Origin of the sequence: Pedobacter sp. Leaf132 (assembly GCF_920984695.1) — a bacterium.
Lineage (GTDB): Bacteria > Bacteroidota > Bacteroidia > Sphingobacteriales > Sphingobacteriaceae > Pedobacter.
On sequence record NZ_CAKLBO010000002.1, the window covers coordinates 229856 to 247126 of the forward strand.

The window sequence follows — 17271 nt, forward strand, 5'->3', positions numbered from 1 at the left end:
AATAATTAAAATATTGCTTACAAATAAATAACATTATAATTGGATATCATCATCAAAACGCTTCCACTAAATAATCTTAAATGGATTGATGATCTCCGTTCTGCATTAAACGCAGCTGGTTTTAAATTTGAAACCATAAATGAAGAAGGTTATACCTTAATTTATGTTATGGATAGCGCTGTTGTTTTAAATCTAATTAACATAGATTCCAAACATATTCCGCAAACGCTTATAAATATTCAGCAATCATTTTACAGTCGTGGCTTAAGTCTTATCCATCTTTGGGAGGATGTTTTCAGAAATAAGCCACTTTTGGTTTTAGAGCGTATAAAATCTCTCGCAGGAAAAAATTCGAGAATCCACGGCAGAAAAACCAGGGTCTTAAAAATTGATAAACCTAGGGCAGACGCATTTTTAAATGAAAATCATCTTCAGGGTGCTGTTAGCAGTCGACATAAATTTGGTCTCTTTTTTGGTGATGAACTTGTAGCCGTTGCCACATTTTCTGCATTAAGAAAAATGAACCATACTGAGAACTATAAATCAATAGAGCTAATAAGGTTTGCGGTAAAAGCTGGCTTTTCAGTTAGTGGTGGCTTATCAAAGTTATTGGTTTATATCCGCAAAAATCTTAATCCAGATGATATAATGAGCTATGCCGATAGAGATTGGTCGGCAGGTGCTTCATATTTAAAATTAGGTTTCGAGCAAGTTTCTTACACCAACGCCCAAACTTTTGAACTTGATACAAATTTATCTCGAAGCTTATCAAAAGCTGTTGTTCAAAATAATAAGGCTACCGTTTTTAATACTGGTAGTATTAAGTTTATTTTAAAATTTTAAAATGGATGAAAACCCGTTAATTGTTATTTTGGGTGCTACAGCATCTGGCAAAACAAAACTTGCTGTGCAGGTAGCTGATGCTTTAAATGGCGAAATCATTAGTGCAGATAGCAGACAGATTTTTAAGCGTATGGATATCGGTACAGGAAAAGATTTATCTGAATATTTTATCAACGGAAAAAAAGTTCCTTACCATTTAATAGATATTTTGGAACCCGGAGAGCGGTATCACGTTGATGCGTTTAAAAAGGATTTTTATCAAGCCTTTGAAGAAATAACTGCAGCGAAAAAAATACCAATTCTTTGCGGTGGTACCGGAATGTACATTCATTCTATTCTGCAAAACCAGCCATTTACTGCAGTGCCTAAAGATTTAACCTTGAGGGATAAGCTGGAAGATTATAGCAAAGAAGATTTAGTTTTAAAACTTGAAAATTACGATGATGCGCATATCAGCCATGTGGATAAATCATCTAAAAAACGATTAATTCGGGCTATTGAAATTGGAGAATATTTGAAACATAATACTTTAGAGCAAATAGATTATCCAAAATTTAAACCCTTAGTTTTTGGGTTGAAGAACGAAGTCGAAATAACCCGTACAAATATTTTAAAGCGTTTAGATGTTCGCTTACAAAATGGAATGATAGATGAGGTAGAGGAGCTTATTAAGAACGGCGTAAGTAAAGATATTTTGATTTTTTATGGATTGGAATATAAATTTATTGTGATGTATTTAAATGGCGAGTTAAATCTTGACGAATTAAAACTGAAGCTTGGAATAGCCATTTGTCAATTTGCCAAGCGACAAAATACATTTTTCAGAAAGATGGAAAAGGACGGAATTCCTATTATTTGGCTTGACGCAAAACTAGGAAGCAACCACTTAAAACAAAGCATTTTAGAAATGGTTTTAAAAAAAAAAAAATAGGCTATTATGAGTTAAATATGACGTTCTAGTGCATTTAAATGGCATTATTCCATTATTTTGGCATAAGGTTTGTAAACAGTGTAGCTATATATTGATTACCCAAAATAAATAACTCATAATGAAAACAATTACTAAAATCCTCGCTACTTCAGCAGCTGCTGTAGCGTTATTTGTCTCTACAAACGTTAACGCACAAACAACACCAAGAAATTTAGGTGTTGGTATTATTGCTGGTGTACCAACTAGTGATGCATATAGTGTTGCATTAGGTGCTGATTTAAGATACCAATTTAACGTAGATAAACAATTATCAATTCCAGTTACAGCAGGTTATACACATTTCAGCGGAAAAGAAATCGGTAACACAGGTGTAGATTTTCCAAGTTTTGGATATATACCGGTTAAAGTTGGTGCAAAATATTTCTTCAATGAATCTGGTTCAGGTGTTTATGGTTTAGCTGAATTAGGTGCTGGTTTTGGCACGAAAGAAGGTAGTGGAACATCATTTGTTTATTCACCAGCTTTAGGTTATTCATGGAGCAACGGTTTAGACCTTGGTGTTAAATACGAAGGTTTATCAAGAAACAGTAACAACACAGGTTACGTTGGTTTACGTTTAGCTTATGGTTTCTCACTATAGTAAATAATTTTATTCACACATAAAGCCTCTGATAATCAGGGGCTTTTTTTATTTCAAGAATTTCAATAAAATATATTAAATCTGTTTCATGTTATTTTTCGTAAGTAAACTAAACCCTTAATTAAATAACTTAAAAAAATTAACATGAAAACACTTACTAAATTTTTTGCAACAGCAGCAGCAATTGCAATTTTTACTACTGGTAGCTTAAAGGCGCAAACATCAACTACAACAATGACAACTAATAATGGTATGGCATTTAAAGTAGGTGTGGGCGTACAAGGTGGATTATTTCCTGATAAATCAGAAATGGATTATGGCTACGGTGCTGATTTAAGATTACAATATGATTTAACTAAAGATGTTGCAATTACAGCCTCTGCAGGTTATACAAAACTTAAATGGAAAGGAAGCCCTTTAAATTTCGAATTCATTCCATTAATGGGTGGTGTTAAAGCATTTGTTGTAGACAGAATGTTCTTAACAGGTGGCCTTGGTACAGGTTTAGCATTAAAAGATGGTGCAAATATGAATTTTATTTACACCGGTGGTTTAGGTTACGAATGGAATAATGGATTAGAAGTTGGCGTAAAATATGAAGGTTATGTAAACAATAGCGATTCTGATTTATACTTCATGAAAACTGGTCAATACGCTTTAAGAATTGGTTACAATTTTAAATTATAATCGAAACATCATATAATTGAAGCCTCCGAAATTTTCGGGGGCTTTTTTTGTCATTTTAATATTTTAATTGCTATTTTGAGCCGAAAACCAAATACAATGAAAAAAATATTCGGAATAGCAATATTAACAGTTCTCATGGCCTGCAATCAAGCAGAGAAAAAATCTGATGAAAAAGCAGATTCTACAATAGCTAAATCTTCAGGAACTTCAACAAGCGTTGTTATTGAAGATGAAAAAAAAGCAAAAATATTTGCTCACTATGTTCAGCTGAAAGATGCCTTTGTAAAATCTGATGCTGCTGAAGCCCAGAAATCAGCTGTTGAATTAGAAAAAAGTTTAGCCGCTTATGAGGGTTGCGAAACTACCGCAAGCATTGCCAAAAAAATTGCTGAAACAAAAAATCTTGTTGTGCAACGTAAAGATTTTACTGCATTAAGTATGGATTTAATTGCTTTCATAAAATCTACTCCAATAAAAAGCGGTAAAATTTATGTGCAGCACTGCCCAATGGCAAACAAAGGCGATGGTGGCGATTGGTTATCAACAGAAAAAGAAATTAAGAACCCGTATTATGGTAACGAAATGCTCGAATGCGGCAGAGTAACAGATGAAATCAAAGGAATATAATGCATTAATGACTGTTATATAATCATGATTGTTACGTCATTTTGATTAATAATTCATATTAATTTAACAGATTTGCTATGCATGTATATTAATTTTTATATAAATTAGAAGCTATAAACACAACACAATAATATGTTAGATATTGCAGAGATTAAAGTTGATGGTAAGACAATTGAATTACCGGTAATTACAGGAACGGAAGACGAAAAGGCGATTGATATTTCTAAGCTAAGGGATTTAACCGGTTTTGTAACTTTAGATACAGGTTTTAAAAATACCGGCTCTACAAAAAGTAAAGTAACTTTTTTAGATGGTGAAAAAGGTATCCTAAAATATAGAGGTTACTCAATTGAAGAGCTTGCTGAGAAAGCTAGTTTCTTAGAGGTTTCTTATTTAATTGTGTATGGTGAATTACCAACTCAAGCACAACTTGATGATTTTCAAGGAGAAATTAGTAAGCATACATTGATTCATGAAGACATGAAGAAATTTTTTGATGGCTATCCGTCAAAATCTCATCCAATGGGTCAGTTAGGTTCTTTAATCTTCTCTTTATCAACATTTTATCCTGAGTGTTTAAAGCCAAATCAAACAGCCGAAGAACAAAACTTAACGATTATTAAGTTATTGGCTAAATTGCCTACAATCGTTTCTTTTATCTACAAGAAATCATTAGGACACCCACTTATTTACCCTAAAAATAAATACGATTACGTGACCAATTTCCTTTGGATGACTTTTGGTCAGCGTACAGAAGATTACGATGTTAACCCGATTGTGGTTAGTGCAATGAATAAATTGTTAATTTTACATGCAGACCATGAGCAGAATTGTTCAGCATCAACTGTTCGTATTGTTGGTTCATCTGATTGTAATTTATATGCATCTATAGCTGCAGGTATCGCTGCATTATGGGGTCCACTACATGGTGGTGCAAACCAGGCGGTAATTGATATGCTCGAACTTATTAAAGCTGATGGTGGAGATACCGAAAAATGGATTGCAAAAGCTAAGGATAAAAATGATCCTTTCCGCATGATGGGATTTGGCCATAGAGTTTACAAAAATTTCGATCCGCGTGCTAAAATCATTAAAAAAGCATGTGATGATATTTTAGAAAATTTAGGTATTGATGATCCGATTTTAGAAATCGCTAAAAAATTAGAAGAAGCTGCATTAACTGATCAATATTTTATCGACAGAAAATTATATCCAAACGTAGATTTTTACTCTGGTATTATTTACAGAGCATTAGGCTTCCCATCAGAAATGTTTACGGTACTATTTGCTTTAGGGCGTTTACCAGGATGGATTGCTCAATGGAAAGAAATGCATGAAAATAAAGAGCCAATTGGTCGTCCGCGTCAAATTTACGTAGGTGAAACGGACAGAGCTTTCGTTGGCATTAAAGATAGAAAGTAAATATAAATAGCATAAAAAAAACCAGGTTTGAAAAAACCTGGTTTTTTTTATGCTATAATTTTGATGGTTATGTTGCTACGTAATAGATTAAGTTGAGCATTACCATTTCTGTAATTTTAAATGCAATAGCATACAGAATAAAAATCGTTATCATTTTGCCGATTACTTTTTTACGTTGATAGAATATTTTTAACGCATTAAACATATACCAGCAAATCCATGCAAAAATCCCCAAACCAATTATATTAGCCATCAAAGAATCTTCCCCAAAAATATACTTAATAAAAGGTTTTGTCAAAATTGATACAATGAAATAAGCGGTCATCCCATGTATGGTAAATATCAAATGGTCGAGGTAATAGATATGGTTTTTTCTAAAATTCCACATGATAAATAGTGCAAGCAAGGGCATTAGCAGAAAGTATTGCTTTGGCCTGTTATGCTCCAGAGTTTCTTGAATAACCTCAGCATTTTGCCCTAAAGTAATAGCACGTTTTTTACTTAGCTTTTCAATCCAGTTATCCTGCTCTTCCGAGCTCAGGCTTTTTTGTCGGGATAAGTAAGCCGCATAAGTTGAATCATTGCGTTCATCGTGAATAACACTAAATTTGCTTATAACCTTTGCAAGAGAATCTGATTTATTGGCTTTTTGTTGTTTCTTCAAATCAACTAAAACAATTGCTTGTTCTTTAAAGTCTAAAGTTTCAAAAGCACTTCTGTCTAAATCTTCATTAATTTTTGCTTTAACTTTAATTGCAATTCCTGGAGCCTTGCCTAAAATACCTGCTTTTTCAAGTTTACTATTAACCGTATCTAGAGTAGCCTTTTGTTGAACTCTTGTCTTTGCATCGACATGCTCATTTGTATTAGTCTTGTGCTCAGGCGAATACGCGATTAAAAAGTAAACGATAGATACAAAAATATACATACTTACCGGATTGATGTATCTAGCTCTTTTACCTGCTAAATAATCAAGTGTAACTTGTCCGGGTTTAGTTAAAAGTGGTGTTAATGTTTGAAAAAACTTATTATCGAAATGAAAATAATGGGCAATACTATGGCTAATAAAGCCCCAAAAGCTTTCTTTTAATTCTAAGTTAGGCTGACCACAACTGCTGCAGTAATGGCTTTCTACATGAGAACCACAGTTTAAGCAATTATGTTCTTTTCTGTATTTACCTGCTGACATAAGGAGATTGCGTAATAAAAATTTAGTGTGTTATGGCTTCAATAGCTTTTTCTTCAGCTCGGGTATGCTTATGCTTAAATAAAATGGCAAATAATACGGTAATGATTAAGGCATAGATGGTAAATGAAAGCCATATGCTATGCCAGTCTTTCATGTGAATGGTTTTATCAAATGCTCCGTTATTTAAAATACTAACGCCCTGACTTTTTACAAACGATAAAAGGTGGCTATTCGTTGATTCTGAACCTACAAATTCTGCTGTAGACTGTATATTTGTGAAAGATTTCGTGAAGTATTTATCTATCATCCAACCAGAAACTAAACTTCCGAAGACAGCTCCGAAACCATTTGTCATCATCATAAACATACCTTGAGCGGAAGATCTTGTTTTAGCGGTAGTTGAGGTTTCTACAAATAATGAGCCTGAAATGTTGAAGAAATCGAAAGCCATTCCATATACAATACACGATAGAACAATCATCCATAAATTTTCTGATGGATTTCCGTAAGCGAATAAACCAAAACGGAAAACCCAGGCTAGCATAGCGATAATCATCACTTTTTTTATACCGAACCGTTTAAGGAAAAATGGTATTGCAAGGATAAACAACGTTTCTGAAACCTGAGATATAGACATAATTATTGTTGAATATTTCACAACAAATGAATCGGCATATTTTGGGAAGTTTTTAAATTCATCTAAGAAAACATCACCATAAGCGTTGGTTAGTTGCAAGGCTCCACCTAAAAACATCGAGAAGATAAAAAATAAAGCCATTTTGTAATTCGCAAAAAGCTTAAATGCCTCTAAACCTAAGGTATGCATTAAAGATGCTTCTTCTGATATCAATTTAGTAGGTTTGCATTTTGGTAAAGTAAATGCATATACACCCAACAATAGCGCACCTGTTCCGGCTATGTAAAACTGATAAGCACTAGCTTTATTGCCAGAAAGATTTGTAATCCACATGGCGGCGATAAAACCCACTGTTCCCCAAACACGTATAGGAGGGAAGTCTTTCACAACATCCAGATTTCTGGCCTTTAGTGTGGTGTAAGAAATAGAATTACTTAAAGAAATTGTTGGCATATAAAAGCACATGGCAACCAGTATGGTCCAAAAAAATGCATTCGGACTTTCTACTTGTGGCAAGTAAAATAAAACGGCAGCATATAGAATATGTAAAATGCCATACAAAACTTCAGCGTTAACCCATTTATCGGCTATAATTCCGGTTAATGTTGGCATAAATAAGGAAGCAAATCCCATGGTTGCAAATATTGCCCCGAATTGCGTACCATCCCATTGTTTTGTGCCAAACCAATAATTTGCAATTGTGATAAGCCAGGCGCCCCATACAAAAAACTGCATAAAGCTCATCAGCGTTAAGCGAAACTTAACATTCATCATATTTTGTTGTGTTTGATTTTGAAAGTAAAGGCTGAATATAGAACTATTTTAAAATATAATTAAACAATGAACCCAAATTATTTTGAATAATCTGGGTTCATTTTGATTTTAATAGTTATTGTATAAATTATTGTAAATAAAATACATCATTTGAGCTATTTTATTACTAAGATGTGCCTCGTTTGTTCAATTCATCACGTAAGCGGGCGGCTTTCTCATAGGCTTCATCAGCAATTGCTTCCTGAAGTTTTTGCTGCAATTCCTCTACGGTTAAATCTGTATAACCTTGCTGGCTTGTAGATGTTGGTAAGGTGTCAGCATCAGGTTCTTTGGCAAGGCTATCCATGTTTTCAAGAAACAGAAAATCATTACCTTCAATTACAATTCCTGCGGATGCAAGAATGAATTCGTAAGTATAAATCATGGCGTTGAACCTTACCGCCAATGCGATAGCATCAGATGTTCTTGCATCGATTTCATGTGTGTTTTTACCATCACTGCAAATCAACTTTGCATAAAAAACACCATCAACCAGGTTGTAAATGATAATCTCCTGAACATTAATATGAAACGTTTCGGCCATCGATTTAAATAAATCATGCGTTAGCGGCCTACTTGGAGTCATCTTCTCAATTTCGATGGCAATTGCCTGAGCTTCAAAAGCTCCAATAATGATGGGTAAACGTCTTCTGCCATTAACTTCACCTAACACCAGCGCATAAGCACCAGATTGAGTTTGGCTATAAGATAAACCTACAATATCTAATTTTACTTTCTTCATATATGCTGATGTCACATTGAATTTATAGAAACACTGGTAAAGCCACGCATTTCTATAAACTCGTTATGACAAATTATGCTTTATGTGCTTTTAAAGCTTCAATTAATTTTGGAACAACTTCAAAAGCATCGCCAACAATACCATAATCAGCCACTTTAAAGAACGGTGCCTCAGGGTCTTTGTTAATTACGACAATTATTTTTGAAGAACTTACACCGGCTAAATGCTGAATTGCACCTGAAATGCCAATTGCAATGTATAAATTCGGGCTAATTGCGATACCTGTTTGACCAACGTGTTCTGAGTGTGGTCTCCAATCTGCATCAGAAACTGGTTTTGAACAAGCCGTTGCAGCACCTAATAAGCCTGCTAATTCTTCAATCATTCCCCAATTTTCAGGGCCTTTTAAACCTCTACCTGCAGAAACTACCAATTCAGCATCAGGTAATGAAACTTTATCTGTAGCCCTTACAATATCTTTAATAACCGTACCTAAGTCTGATTGTTTAACATCAGCACTAAAATTTTCGATAGTAACATCTGTTGCATTCTCTTTAACGCCAAATGCATTCGGGTTTAAGGCAATAACTTTATTAGCAGAAGTTAATTCTGTAATGGCAAAAGCTTTACCCGAAAATGCCGTTTTTTTAACTGAAAATTTTCCATCAGTGCTTGGTAATTCTACAGCGCCATCTGCTAAACCAGCTTTAAGCTTTACAGCGATGCGTGGTGCTAAACCTTTACCAGAGAATGAGTTCGAAAGTACAACAACGTCTGCGCCTTCTTTTTCAGCTGCGCTTGAAATAACACTTGCATAAGCCTGATTTACAAAAGTTTTTAATTGCTCTGTGCTAACATTTAAAACTTTTGAAGCGCCATATTTGCCTAATTCTTTTAATTCGCTTTCGGCAACATCACCAATAGAAATTGCTGTTAAATTAGTTGATTGCTGGTTAGCAATTGCTTTGGCATAAGAAACAGCTTCGAATACTGATTTTTTAAATTTTCCTTCAGCTTGCTCTACATATACTAATACTGACATATATTTATTTCTGAAATCCTTTGCAGGATTGTTTAACTAATTGTTTAATTTGATTGAAATCGTTTAAGCGAATTAAATCACTTTAGCTTCGCTGTGTAAAAGGTTAATTAATTCTGCTGTTTGCTCTGCCGGAATTAATTTTACAGTACCACGAGGCGCTGGCGTTTCATATTTAGCAACTTTTGTTACTTCTTCGATAGAAACTGCTTCTACAACCGTTAATGGTTTGGTTCTTGCGCTCATAATACCACGCATATTCGGGATTTTTGGTTCAGCAACACCTTCAGCGCAGCTTGCAACAAACTTTCCAGATACGGTTAAAACTTCTTTACCACCTTCAATTTCACGTTCAATGGTTGCATTTGTGCCATCAGTATCTAATTTTTTTATGATAGAGATTGATGGAATATCTAAAAACTCGCCAACCATTGCAGCAACCTGATTTCCGTTGTAGTCAATAGATTCGCGACCAGTCAAAATCATATCAAAGTCTTTATCTTTTGCGTATTCTGCAATCTGCTTAGCCACAAAATAAGCATCACGAGGCGCTGCATTTACACGTACAGCATCATCAGCACCAATTGCCAGTGCTTTTCTAATGGTTGGGTCGGTTGCTGCTTCGCCAACATTAATTACAGTTGTAGTTCCTTTACCGCCCTCTGTTAATTCAATCGCTCTAGCTAAGGCAATTTCATCGTAAGGATTTACGATATATTGAACACCTGCTGTATTGAATTCGGTATTATCATTAGTAAAAGTTATTTTTGTCGTTGTGTCGGGCACGTTACTGATACAAACTAATATTTTCATATGTATAAAATTGGGTTTAATATTATGTTTTTCTCAATATAGATTAACAAATTTATCCACTGGAAAACTCATAATTATTTAGATTTATATATTAGGTCTTTCTGCAAATTTAATTAAAAAAGCAAGGAAATAAAATGTCATCAAGCCGTTTAGCAAAGTTATTGGAGTTTTTAGAAAATGAACCGAACGATCCATTTATTCTATATGCCTTAGCCACAGAGTATAACAATCAAAATGATAAAGAAAAAGCTTATAATTTTTACCTTCAGCTAACTGAAAAACACCCGGATTATGTTGGTACATATTATCATTTAGGTAAGTTATTTGAAAAAGATGGTGAAAAGGACAAGGCCATCGATATTTATCAAAAGGGTATGTTTGTAGCTAGAAATAAGCGTGATATGCATGCTTTTTCAGAGTTACAAGGTGCATATAATTCTGCAGCAGGATTAGATTACGAGGATGATTAATTTTAAGCAACCGGTTTAAATTTTTAAATGGAAACAAAGTCTATTTCGCCAAAGAGACAACTTCTTTTTTTACGAAATGTTATATTTTTTACATTCACATCTTTTGGAGGTGCTTCGGCTCATTTAGCCTTACTTTTAAAATATTTTGTGCACAATACAAAATTTATAACCGAAGAAGAATTACTAGAATTAAACGCTTTGGCACAGGTTTTACCTGGTCCTGCATCTACACAAACTTTAGTTGGTATAGCCTGGAAGGTTGGTAGAATTAAGTTGGCTGTTATAACTTTTCTCATTTGGATTTTGCCAACTGCAACCATAATGACTTTTGCTGCAATAAGTTATGCAGTTTTAGATCAACAACAAAAATTTGCAGACGTTTTAGAATATATACAACCAATTGCACTCGGCATTGTTGCTTATGGCGCATTCAAGTTAGGCAAAACAGTGTTAAAAAGTCAGGTTTCTATTTTTCTTTCTTTTGCAGCAGTAATAGCAACCTTAGTTTTAAAAAATGCCTACGTGTTTCCTCTGGCTATATTAATTGGTGGCATAATTTCTTCCGCAATAGAAACACCTCACGAAGAAACAGAACTTCGCGTAAACCTTTTTTCGAATATTAATCCACGTAAGTTAATTTACTTTTTGGGTGCTTTATTATTGTTTGCTTTATTTGGCGCAATAATAAACCGAACTTCTCCATTTAGTTTGCCTATTCGTTTGCTCGAAAATTTTTATCGTAATGGTATTTTGGTTTTTGGCGGCGGACAAGTTTTGGTGCCACTGATGTTTACAGAATTTGTAGAAATGAAGCATTATCTGCAAGCGCCCGGCTTTTTATCGGGTTTTGCATTGCAACAAGCTTTACCCGGGCCAACATTTTCTTTTACCAGCTATCTTGGCGCACTAAGTATGCGGAATTTTGGTTATGGCATTGGCGGACAAATTTTAGGTGGCGTAATTGGTGTAATTGGGATAAATTTGCCAGGTTTAATTTTAGTTTTGTTTATTGTTCCATTCTGGGATGATTTGAAAAAAATATCGAGAATCAGGCACAGCTTATCTGGTATTAATGCTGTAAGTGTCGGTTTTATATTTGCTGCGTTTATACTTTTATTAATGCCAATGGGTTTTAATTGGTTATTTATCGGTATTATGATAATTACATTTTTGCTGCTCAACTTTACAAAAATTAGTACACCATTAATTGTATTAGCAGGAATTTTGGTTGGCTATCTTTTTTAACTACTTTTTTGAAAAGCAGTGGCAGAGCTACTATTAAATGTTAGTCCTGCCATTTGCTCATACCTGCCTGCGGAAGGCAGGCGTCTGCAGGCCTTAGGCCCGCGGCCGGTATCCACACTGTCAGGTTTAGAAACTCAGGCTGGTTTTGGTTAAGCATCAGATTTAATGCCATGCATAGCCAACACGTCATTGCGAGGCACGAAGCAATCTTAAAGTGTTAGTTAACAAAACCCATAGTGGTAGGATTGCTTCGTGCCTCGCAATGACGAAGCGCAAAAAACCTAACACAATTGAAAGGCAAGAAACTCAAATAATTCTAAAATCCTAATTTATCTAAACCTGATGGAAATGACAGCTCCCGATTTTTTCATCGGGACTAAAATGAACAGCAGGGCAGGTTTCTCAAAAGAATTACTGAACATTCATTTTCAAAATATTAAGCATAAAAAAAGGAGATATTAAAACATCTCCTTTTCTATTTATATTTTAAAACGGTGGGTCTTCGTCACTATAATCATCCATTTTGGAAGGGCGAATTATCACGTTTCCTTGCTTTTCAAAATCTTGAGAAGGGTACATGCCGGACGATGGGCTATCGGCAGAGAATGAATTTGGAGCTGTAAAATCCTCTTCCAAATCGGTAAACTTAACAAACTTACCAACAAATCTAAGAGGCACAATTCCGGTTTCACCGTTACGGTGTTTTGCAATAATTACTTCGCCAATGCCAGCCTGAGAACGTCCTTGCTCATCTTCTGTAATACCGTAATATTCCGGGCGGTACAGAAATAATACCATATCAGCATCCTGCTCAATCGAACCAGATTCACGCAAATCGGATAACATTGGTCTTTTACCTTGCAAGCCCGGTCTGCTTTCTACCGCACGACTTAACTGAGATAAAGCTAGCACCGGAACATCAAGCTCTTTAGCTACAGACTTTAGCGCTCTGGAAATACTACCAATTTCCTGCTCACGGTTTCCGCCGCCTTTACCGCCTTCGCCTTTACCATGCATTAACTGCAAATAATCTACAATTACCAATTGAATATCATATTGCGATTTCAATCTTCGGCATTTTGCCCTGAATTCAAAAATATTTAAAGCTGGCGTATCATCAATAAGTAATGGCGCTTCTGTTAACCTGCCGATTTTACTGTGCAGTTGTTGCCATTCCCACTCTTGTAAATTACCTTTTCTAATTTTCTCCTGCTCAATTTCGGCTTCGCCGGAAATTAAACGATTCACTAACTGAACGGATGACATCTCCAGGGAAAATACAACTGTTGGCTTTGCAAAATCTACCGTTGCGTTTCTGGCGCAGGTTAGTACAAAGGCTGTTTTTCCCATCGCCGGACGAGCAGCAATGATAACCAAATCTTGCTTTTGCCAACCACCGGTAATTCTATCTAATCCTGTAAAACCGGTTGGAACACCAGTTAAACCATCAGTTTTTGTTCTTAATTCTTCTAACGTTGCTAAAGATTGTTTGATAATATCGTCCATCTTTTGCGTATCTCTGCGTAAATTGTTTTGGGCAATATCAAATAAACCTTTCTCTGCATGATCTAATAAATCGAAAATATCGGTTGTATCTTCGTAAGCATTTGTAATAATATCTGTAGAAATTCTAATCAACTCACGCTGAATGTATTTCTGAGAAATAATCCTTGCATGGAACTCGATGTTTGCAGCAGAAGCAACACGATTAGTAAGATTTGTGATATAATAAGCACCTCCAACCATTTCCAAAGTTCCCATCTGGCGTAACTCTGAAGTAACTGTTAGAATATCAACAGGTTTAGATTTTTCGAACAGCATGTGTATTGCTGCAAAAATCTTTTGGTGTGCTTCGTGATAAAAAACTTCTGGTTTTAAGATATCAATAACAGCTGACAAGGCATCTTTCTCCAGCATTAAAGCTCCTAAAACTGCTTCTTCTAAATCTAATGCCTGTGGTGGAAGTTTGCCTGCAGTGCTTACAGTTGTGTTTAACCGTGCTTTTCTAGCTGATATACTATTCTTTCCGCCTTGTTCGTTATCGATACTCATATCACAAAAGTAGTTAAAAGTTTAAGGTGTTGTTTTAAGAAGTTATTAGGAGTTGCTAACAAACTGACATTTAAATAATTTGTTTTTTTAGACGATTTTGATTGACAAATATTTTTTTAAACAACAAAATGTGGATAAGGAAAATTATTTCGGTTACTTTTGCACAACAATTTTAAGTAATGGATAATTTTAGAAGACCGCAACGGGTAAAGGAAAACAATGAGTTTGTTTTTGGTATTAGAGCTGTAATTGAGGCAATTAAAGCAGGCAGAGATATTGAAACAATTTATGTACAAAGAGGTTTAGGCGGCGATTTATTTCTGGAACTAAAAGCATTGCTTTCCGGAACCTTAATTCCACTGAATTCTGTTCCGATTGAGAAATTGAATAGAATGTCTCAGAAAAATCATCAAGGCGTTATCGCGGTGATTTCTCCAATTACTTACCAAAATATTGAAGATATTATACCTACAACTTTTGAGAAAGGAGAGGTGCCTTTAATTTTAATTTTAGATAGTGTTACTGATGTTAGGAATATGGGTGCAATTGCCCGTACAGCAGCTTGTGTTGGCGTACATGCGATTGTTGTTCCATTAAAAAATGCTGCACAAATAAATGCTGATGCAATTAAAACATCTGCTGGCGCATTATTTAACATTCCAATTTGCCGACACGAAAATTTGCACAAAACCTGTTTGTTTCTACAAGATAGTGGTTTGCAAATTGTGGCTTGCACAGAGAAAACAAGCGATTTAATTTACAATCCTGATTATACAATGCCAACAGCTATTGTTATGGGCTCGGAAGATGAAGGAATTTCTAACGATTTGCTAAGAGTTGCTGATCATCTTGCGAAAATCCCTATGGCTGGCAAAATAGAATCTTTAAATGTTTCTGTTGCTGCTGGTGTCATTTTATACGAAGCCATTAGACAAAGAGTTTAGCCTTCTGCATTTGGGCTATAAATTCGAAGCCACAGATTTACAGATTATCTCAAATGATATCTATAAATCTGTGGCTTTTTTATAATTGCTCCTTAGCTAATTATATGTATTTATTGCCAAATCTTGATTTAACTTCGGCAACAAATTCTTTTACTTTCTGTTCTTCATCTCTCGGACAAATCATTAAAGTATTATTACTTTCTACAATAATAAAATCATGTAATCCGTTTAAAATAACCAATTTATCTTTAGGTACGTTAACCATACAATTAGATGAATCGAACATGACCACCTGTTCTGATGGAATTACTGCGTTACCAACGTAATCCTTTTCTGCCATGTCGTAAATAGATGCCCAGGTACCTAAGTCTGACCAGCCAAAATCTGCAGGTAGTACATAAACATTATCTGCTTTTTCCATAATTCCAAAATCTATTGAAATATTAGTGCATTGCAAATAGGCATTGTTTATAAAAGATTTCTCACGTGGTGTATTTAGTTCCGACCTGCCTGCGTTAAAAATATCATACATATCAGGTAAATGATTGCTAAACGCATTTAAAATTGTTTTAGCAGACCAAATAAATATACCGGCATTCCATAAAAAATCACCGCTCTGTATGAATGATTTTGCGAGCTCTAAATTAGGTTTCTCGGTAAAGGTTTTAACTTTATGTAAATCCTTATCCGTATTTAAAACGTGGTCAGTATGCTGGATATAGCCATAGCCGGTATCAGGTCGGTTTGGCTTTATACCTAAAGTTATCAAACAATCATTTTCTGATGCTGCTTTTAAGGATTGTTCTATAGTTTCTGTAAAGGCAGGTAAATCAGCAATTGTATGGTCTGAAGGGGTTACAACAATTGTAGCATTTGGATTAAGTTCAGCAATTTTTAAGCATCCATAAGCTATACAAGGTGCAGTATTGCGCAGTAGCGGCTCGGCCATTATCTGATTTTCAGATAGATTTGGCAATTGCTCTTTTATTAAATCAGTATAAATTTCATTCGAAACTATAAAAATATTCTCCGCTGGGCATATTTTTAAAAATCGCTCGTATGTACTTTGAATAAGGGTTTTGCCAACCCCGAAAAAGTCTATAAATTGTTTTGGGTATTGTGTTCTGCTTACTGGCCAAAAACGGCTTCCGACACCGCCGGCCATAATAAGTACGTAATAATTTTTATTCATTTGATGATTTGAAAATCACACAATTCCTTCGTTAAGCAAATCGTGTAAGTGAATGATGCCAAAGTAGGCATTTTGTTCTAAAACAATTAACTGTGTAATGTTATTTTTTTTAATAATATCTAACGCGTCAACAGCTAATGCATCACTCTCAATAACTTTAGGATTTTTACCCATTATATCTTTTGCAAGCATTAGTGTTATATCAACATTATTCTCCAACATGCGCCTGATGTCGCCATCAGTTATAATGCCCAATATTTGGTTATTACCATCAACAACAGCTACAGCACCTAAACGGTTTTTGCTAATTTCAATTAATACTTGCTTAACCGATGCTTCTGGTTTTATGGATGGTTTTTCATTACTTAAAGCTAAATCTTTAGCCTTAAGATAGAGCTTCTTACCTAATGAACCTCCTGGATGATATTTAGCAAAATCTTGTTCATTAAATTCGCGTTGTTCTAAAAGGCATATTGCTAAAGCATCTCCTAAAGCTAACTGTGCAGTTGTGCTTGTTGTAGGTGCAAGGTTATGCGGGCAAGCTTCTTTTTCAACCGAAGTATTTAGAACCAAGTTTGCTTGTTGTGCTAAAAACGAATTTAGTTCGCCAACCATTCCAATTAAGATATTGCCTGCACTCTTTAATAGAGGCGCTAATACTTTAATCTCAGGTGTATTTCCACTTTTAGAAATGCATATAATGATGTCATCAATCTGAATCATGCCTAAATCCCCATGAATAGCATCGGCGGCATGCATAAATATTGCAGGTGTTCCGGTTGAATTAAATGTCGCAACAATTTTTTGCGCAATTATTGCACTTTTACCAATACCCGTAACAATTACCCGGCCTTTACATACTAAAATACTCGAAACAACTTTTTCAAAGTCACTCCCTAGGTTTTTAGCAACGTTTAAAATTGCGGCTGCTTCTAGTTCAAGTGTACTTATTGCCGATTCTGTAGTTGATTTTTTACTTTTCAAA

General features: G+C 34.9%; 17 protein-coding genes. 9 read left to right on the forward strand and 8 right to left on the reverse strand.

Annotated elements, in window-relative coordinates:
• The first annotated feature begins 39 nt into the window (after window positions 1-39).
• The 6 genes from LUA86_RS04775 (at window position 40) to LUA86_RS04800 (ending at window position 5150) form a co-directional block, all read left to right on the forward strand.
• Entirely contained in the window at window positions 40-843 is an 804-nt protein-coding gene (locus LUA86_RS04775; RefSeq protein WP_231459453.1) for a hypothetical protein, read from the forward strand.
• 1 nt (window position 844) lies between these two features.
• Window positions 845-1774, forward strand: coding sequence for a tRNA (adenosine(37)-N6)-dimethylallyltransferase MiaA (miaA, locus tag LUA86_RS04780; protein ID WP_231459454.1), 930 nt, complete (start codon window positions 845-847; stop codon window positions 1772-1774).
• 118 nt (window positions 1775-1892) lie between these two features.
• Entirely contained in the window at window positions 1893-2414 is a 522-nt protein-coding gene (locus tag LUA86_RS04785) for a hypothetical protein (RefSeq protein WP_231459455.1), read from the forward strand.
• A gap of 144 nt (window positions 2415-2558) precedes the next feature.
• On the forward strand, window positions 2559-3101 hold the full coding sequence (locus LUA86_RS04790) for a hypothetical protein (protein ID WP_231459456.1): 543 nt from the start codon (window positions 2559-2561) through the stop codon (window positions 3099-3101).
• Window positions 3102-3197: 96 nt separating this feature from the next.
• A complete protein-coding gene (locus LUA86_RS04795) occupies window positions 3198-3728 on the forward strand; it encodes a DUF3347 domain-containing protein (RefSeq protein WP_231459457.1) in 531 nt (176 codons plus the stop codon).
• Between the two features lie 132 nt (window positions 3729-3860).
• Window positions 3861-5150 (forward strand): citrate synthase, encoded by a 1290-nt coding sequence (locus LUA86_RS04800; protein WP_231459458.1) that lies wholly within the window; start codon window positions 3861-3863, stop codon window positions 5148-5150.
• Window positions 5151-5217: 67 nt separating this feature from the next.
• On the opposite strand, the gene LUA86_RS04805 is transcribed toward LUA86_RS04800, so the two are convergent.
• The 5 genes from LUA86_RS04805 to LUA86_RS04825 form a co-directional block, all read right to left on the reverse strand.
• Window positions 5218-6339: a DUF3667 domain-containing protein gene (locus LUA86_RS04805; protein ID WP_231459459.1), complete on the reverse strand. Its 1122-nt coding sequence runs from the start codon at window positions 6337-6339 to the stop codon at window positions 5218-5220.
• A 22-nt stretch (window positions 6340-6361) separates the two neighbouring features.
• A complete protein-coding gene (locus LUA86_RS04810) occupies window positions 6362-7747 on the reverse strand; it encodes a nucleoside permease (RefSeq protein ID WP_231459946.1) in 1386 nt (461 codons plus the stop codon).
• A 169-nt stretch (window positions 7748-7916) separates the two neighbouring features.
• The gene (locus tag LUA86_RS04815) at window positions 7917-8531 is read right to left on the reverse strand and encodes a bifunctional nuclease family protein (protein ID WP_231459460.1); all 615 of its coding nucleotides are present in this window, start codon (window positions 8529-8531) and stop codon (window positions 7917-7919) included.
• Between the two features lie 73 nt (window positions 8532-8604).
• On the reverse strand, window positions 8605-9573 hold the full coding sequence (locus tag LUA86_RS04820; protein ID WP_231459461.1) for an electron transfer flavoprotein subunit alpha/FixB family protein: 969 nt from the start codon (window positions 9571-9573) through the stop codon (window positions 8605-8607).
• 72 nt (window positions 9574-9645) lie between these two features.
• Entirely contained in the window at window positions 9646-10383 is a 738-nt protein-coding gene (locus LUA86_RS04825; protein WP_231459462.1) for an electron transfer flavoprotein subunit beta/FixA family protein, read from the reverse strand.
• 134 nt (window positions 10384-10517) lie between these two features.
• Between LUA86_RS04825 and LUA86_RS04830 the strand changes: the two genes are divergently transcribed.
• Both LUA86_RS04830 and chrA read left to right on the forward strand, forming a co-directional pair.
• Window positions 10518-10853, forward strand: a complete 336-nt coding sequence (locus tag LUA86_RS04830) for a tetratricopeptide repeat protein (protein WP_231459463.1) — start codon at window positions 10518-10520, stop codon at window positions 10851-10853.
• A gap of 27 nt (window positions 10854-10880) precedes the next feature.
• Window positions 10881-12098, forward strand: coding sequence for a chromate efflux transporter (gene chrA, locus LUA86_RS04835; protein WP_231459464.1), 1218 nt, complete (start codon window positions 10881-10883; stop codon window positions 12096-12098).
• A gap of 486 nt (window positions 12099-12584) precedes the next feature.
• Here chrA and dnaB read toward each other — a convergent pair whose 3' ends face one another.
• The gene (gene dnaB, locus LUA86_RS04840; protein ID WP_231459465.1) at window positions 12585-14150 is read right to left on the reverse strand and encodes a replicative DNA helicase; all 1566 of its coding nucleotides are present in this window, start codon (window positions 14148-14150) and stop codon (window positions 12585-12587) included.
• A 179-nt stretch (window positions 14151-14329) separates the two neighbouring features.
• On the opposite strand from dnaB, the gene rlmB reads away from it, so the two are divergent.
• Window positions 14330-15094, forward strand: coding sequence for a 23S rRNA (guanosine(2251)-2'-O)-methyltransferase RlmB (gene rlmB, locus LUA86_RS04845; RefSeq protein WP_231459466.1), 765 nt, complete (start codon window positions 14330-14332; stop codon window positions 15092-15094).
• A gap of 100 nt (window positions 15095-15194) precedes the next feature.
• On the opposite strand, the gene LUA86_RS04850 is transcribed toward rlmB, so the two are convergent.
• Together LUA86_RS04850 and LUA86_RS04855 are read right to left on the reverse strand one after the other, a co-directional pair.
• Complete coding sequence (locus tag LUA86_RS04850) at window positions 15195-16286, reverse strand: mannose-1-phosphate guanylyltransferase (protein WP_231459467.1); 1092 nt, start codon at window positions 16284-16286, stop codon at window positions 15195-15197.
• Window positions 16287-16301: 15 nt separating this feature from the next.
• The gene (locus LUA86_RS04855; RefSeq protein ID WP_231459468.1) at window positions 16302-17270 is read right to left on the reverse strand and encodes an SIS domain-containing protein; all 969 of its coding nucleotides are present in this window, start codon (window positions 17268-17270) and stop codon (window positions 16302-16304) included.
• Between the last annotated feature and the right edge of the window lies 1 nt (window position 17271).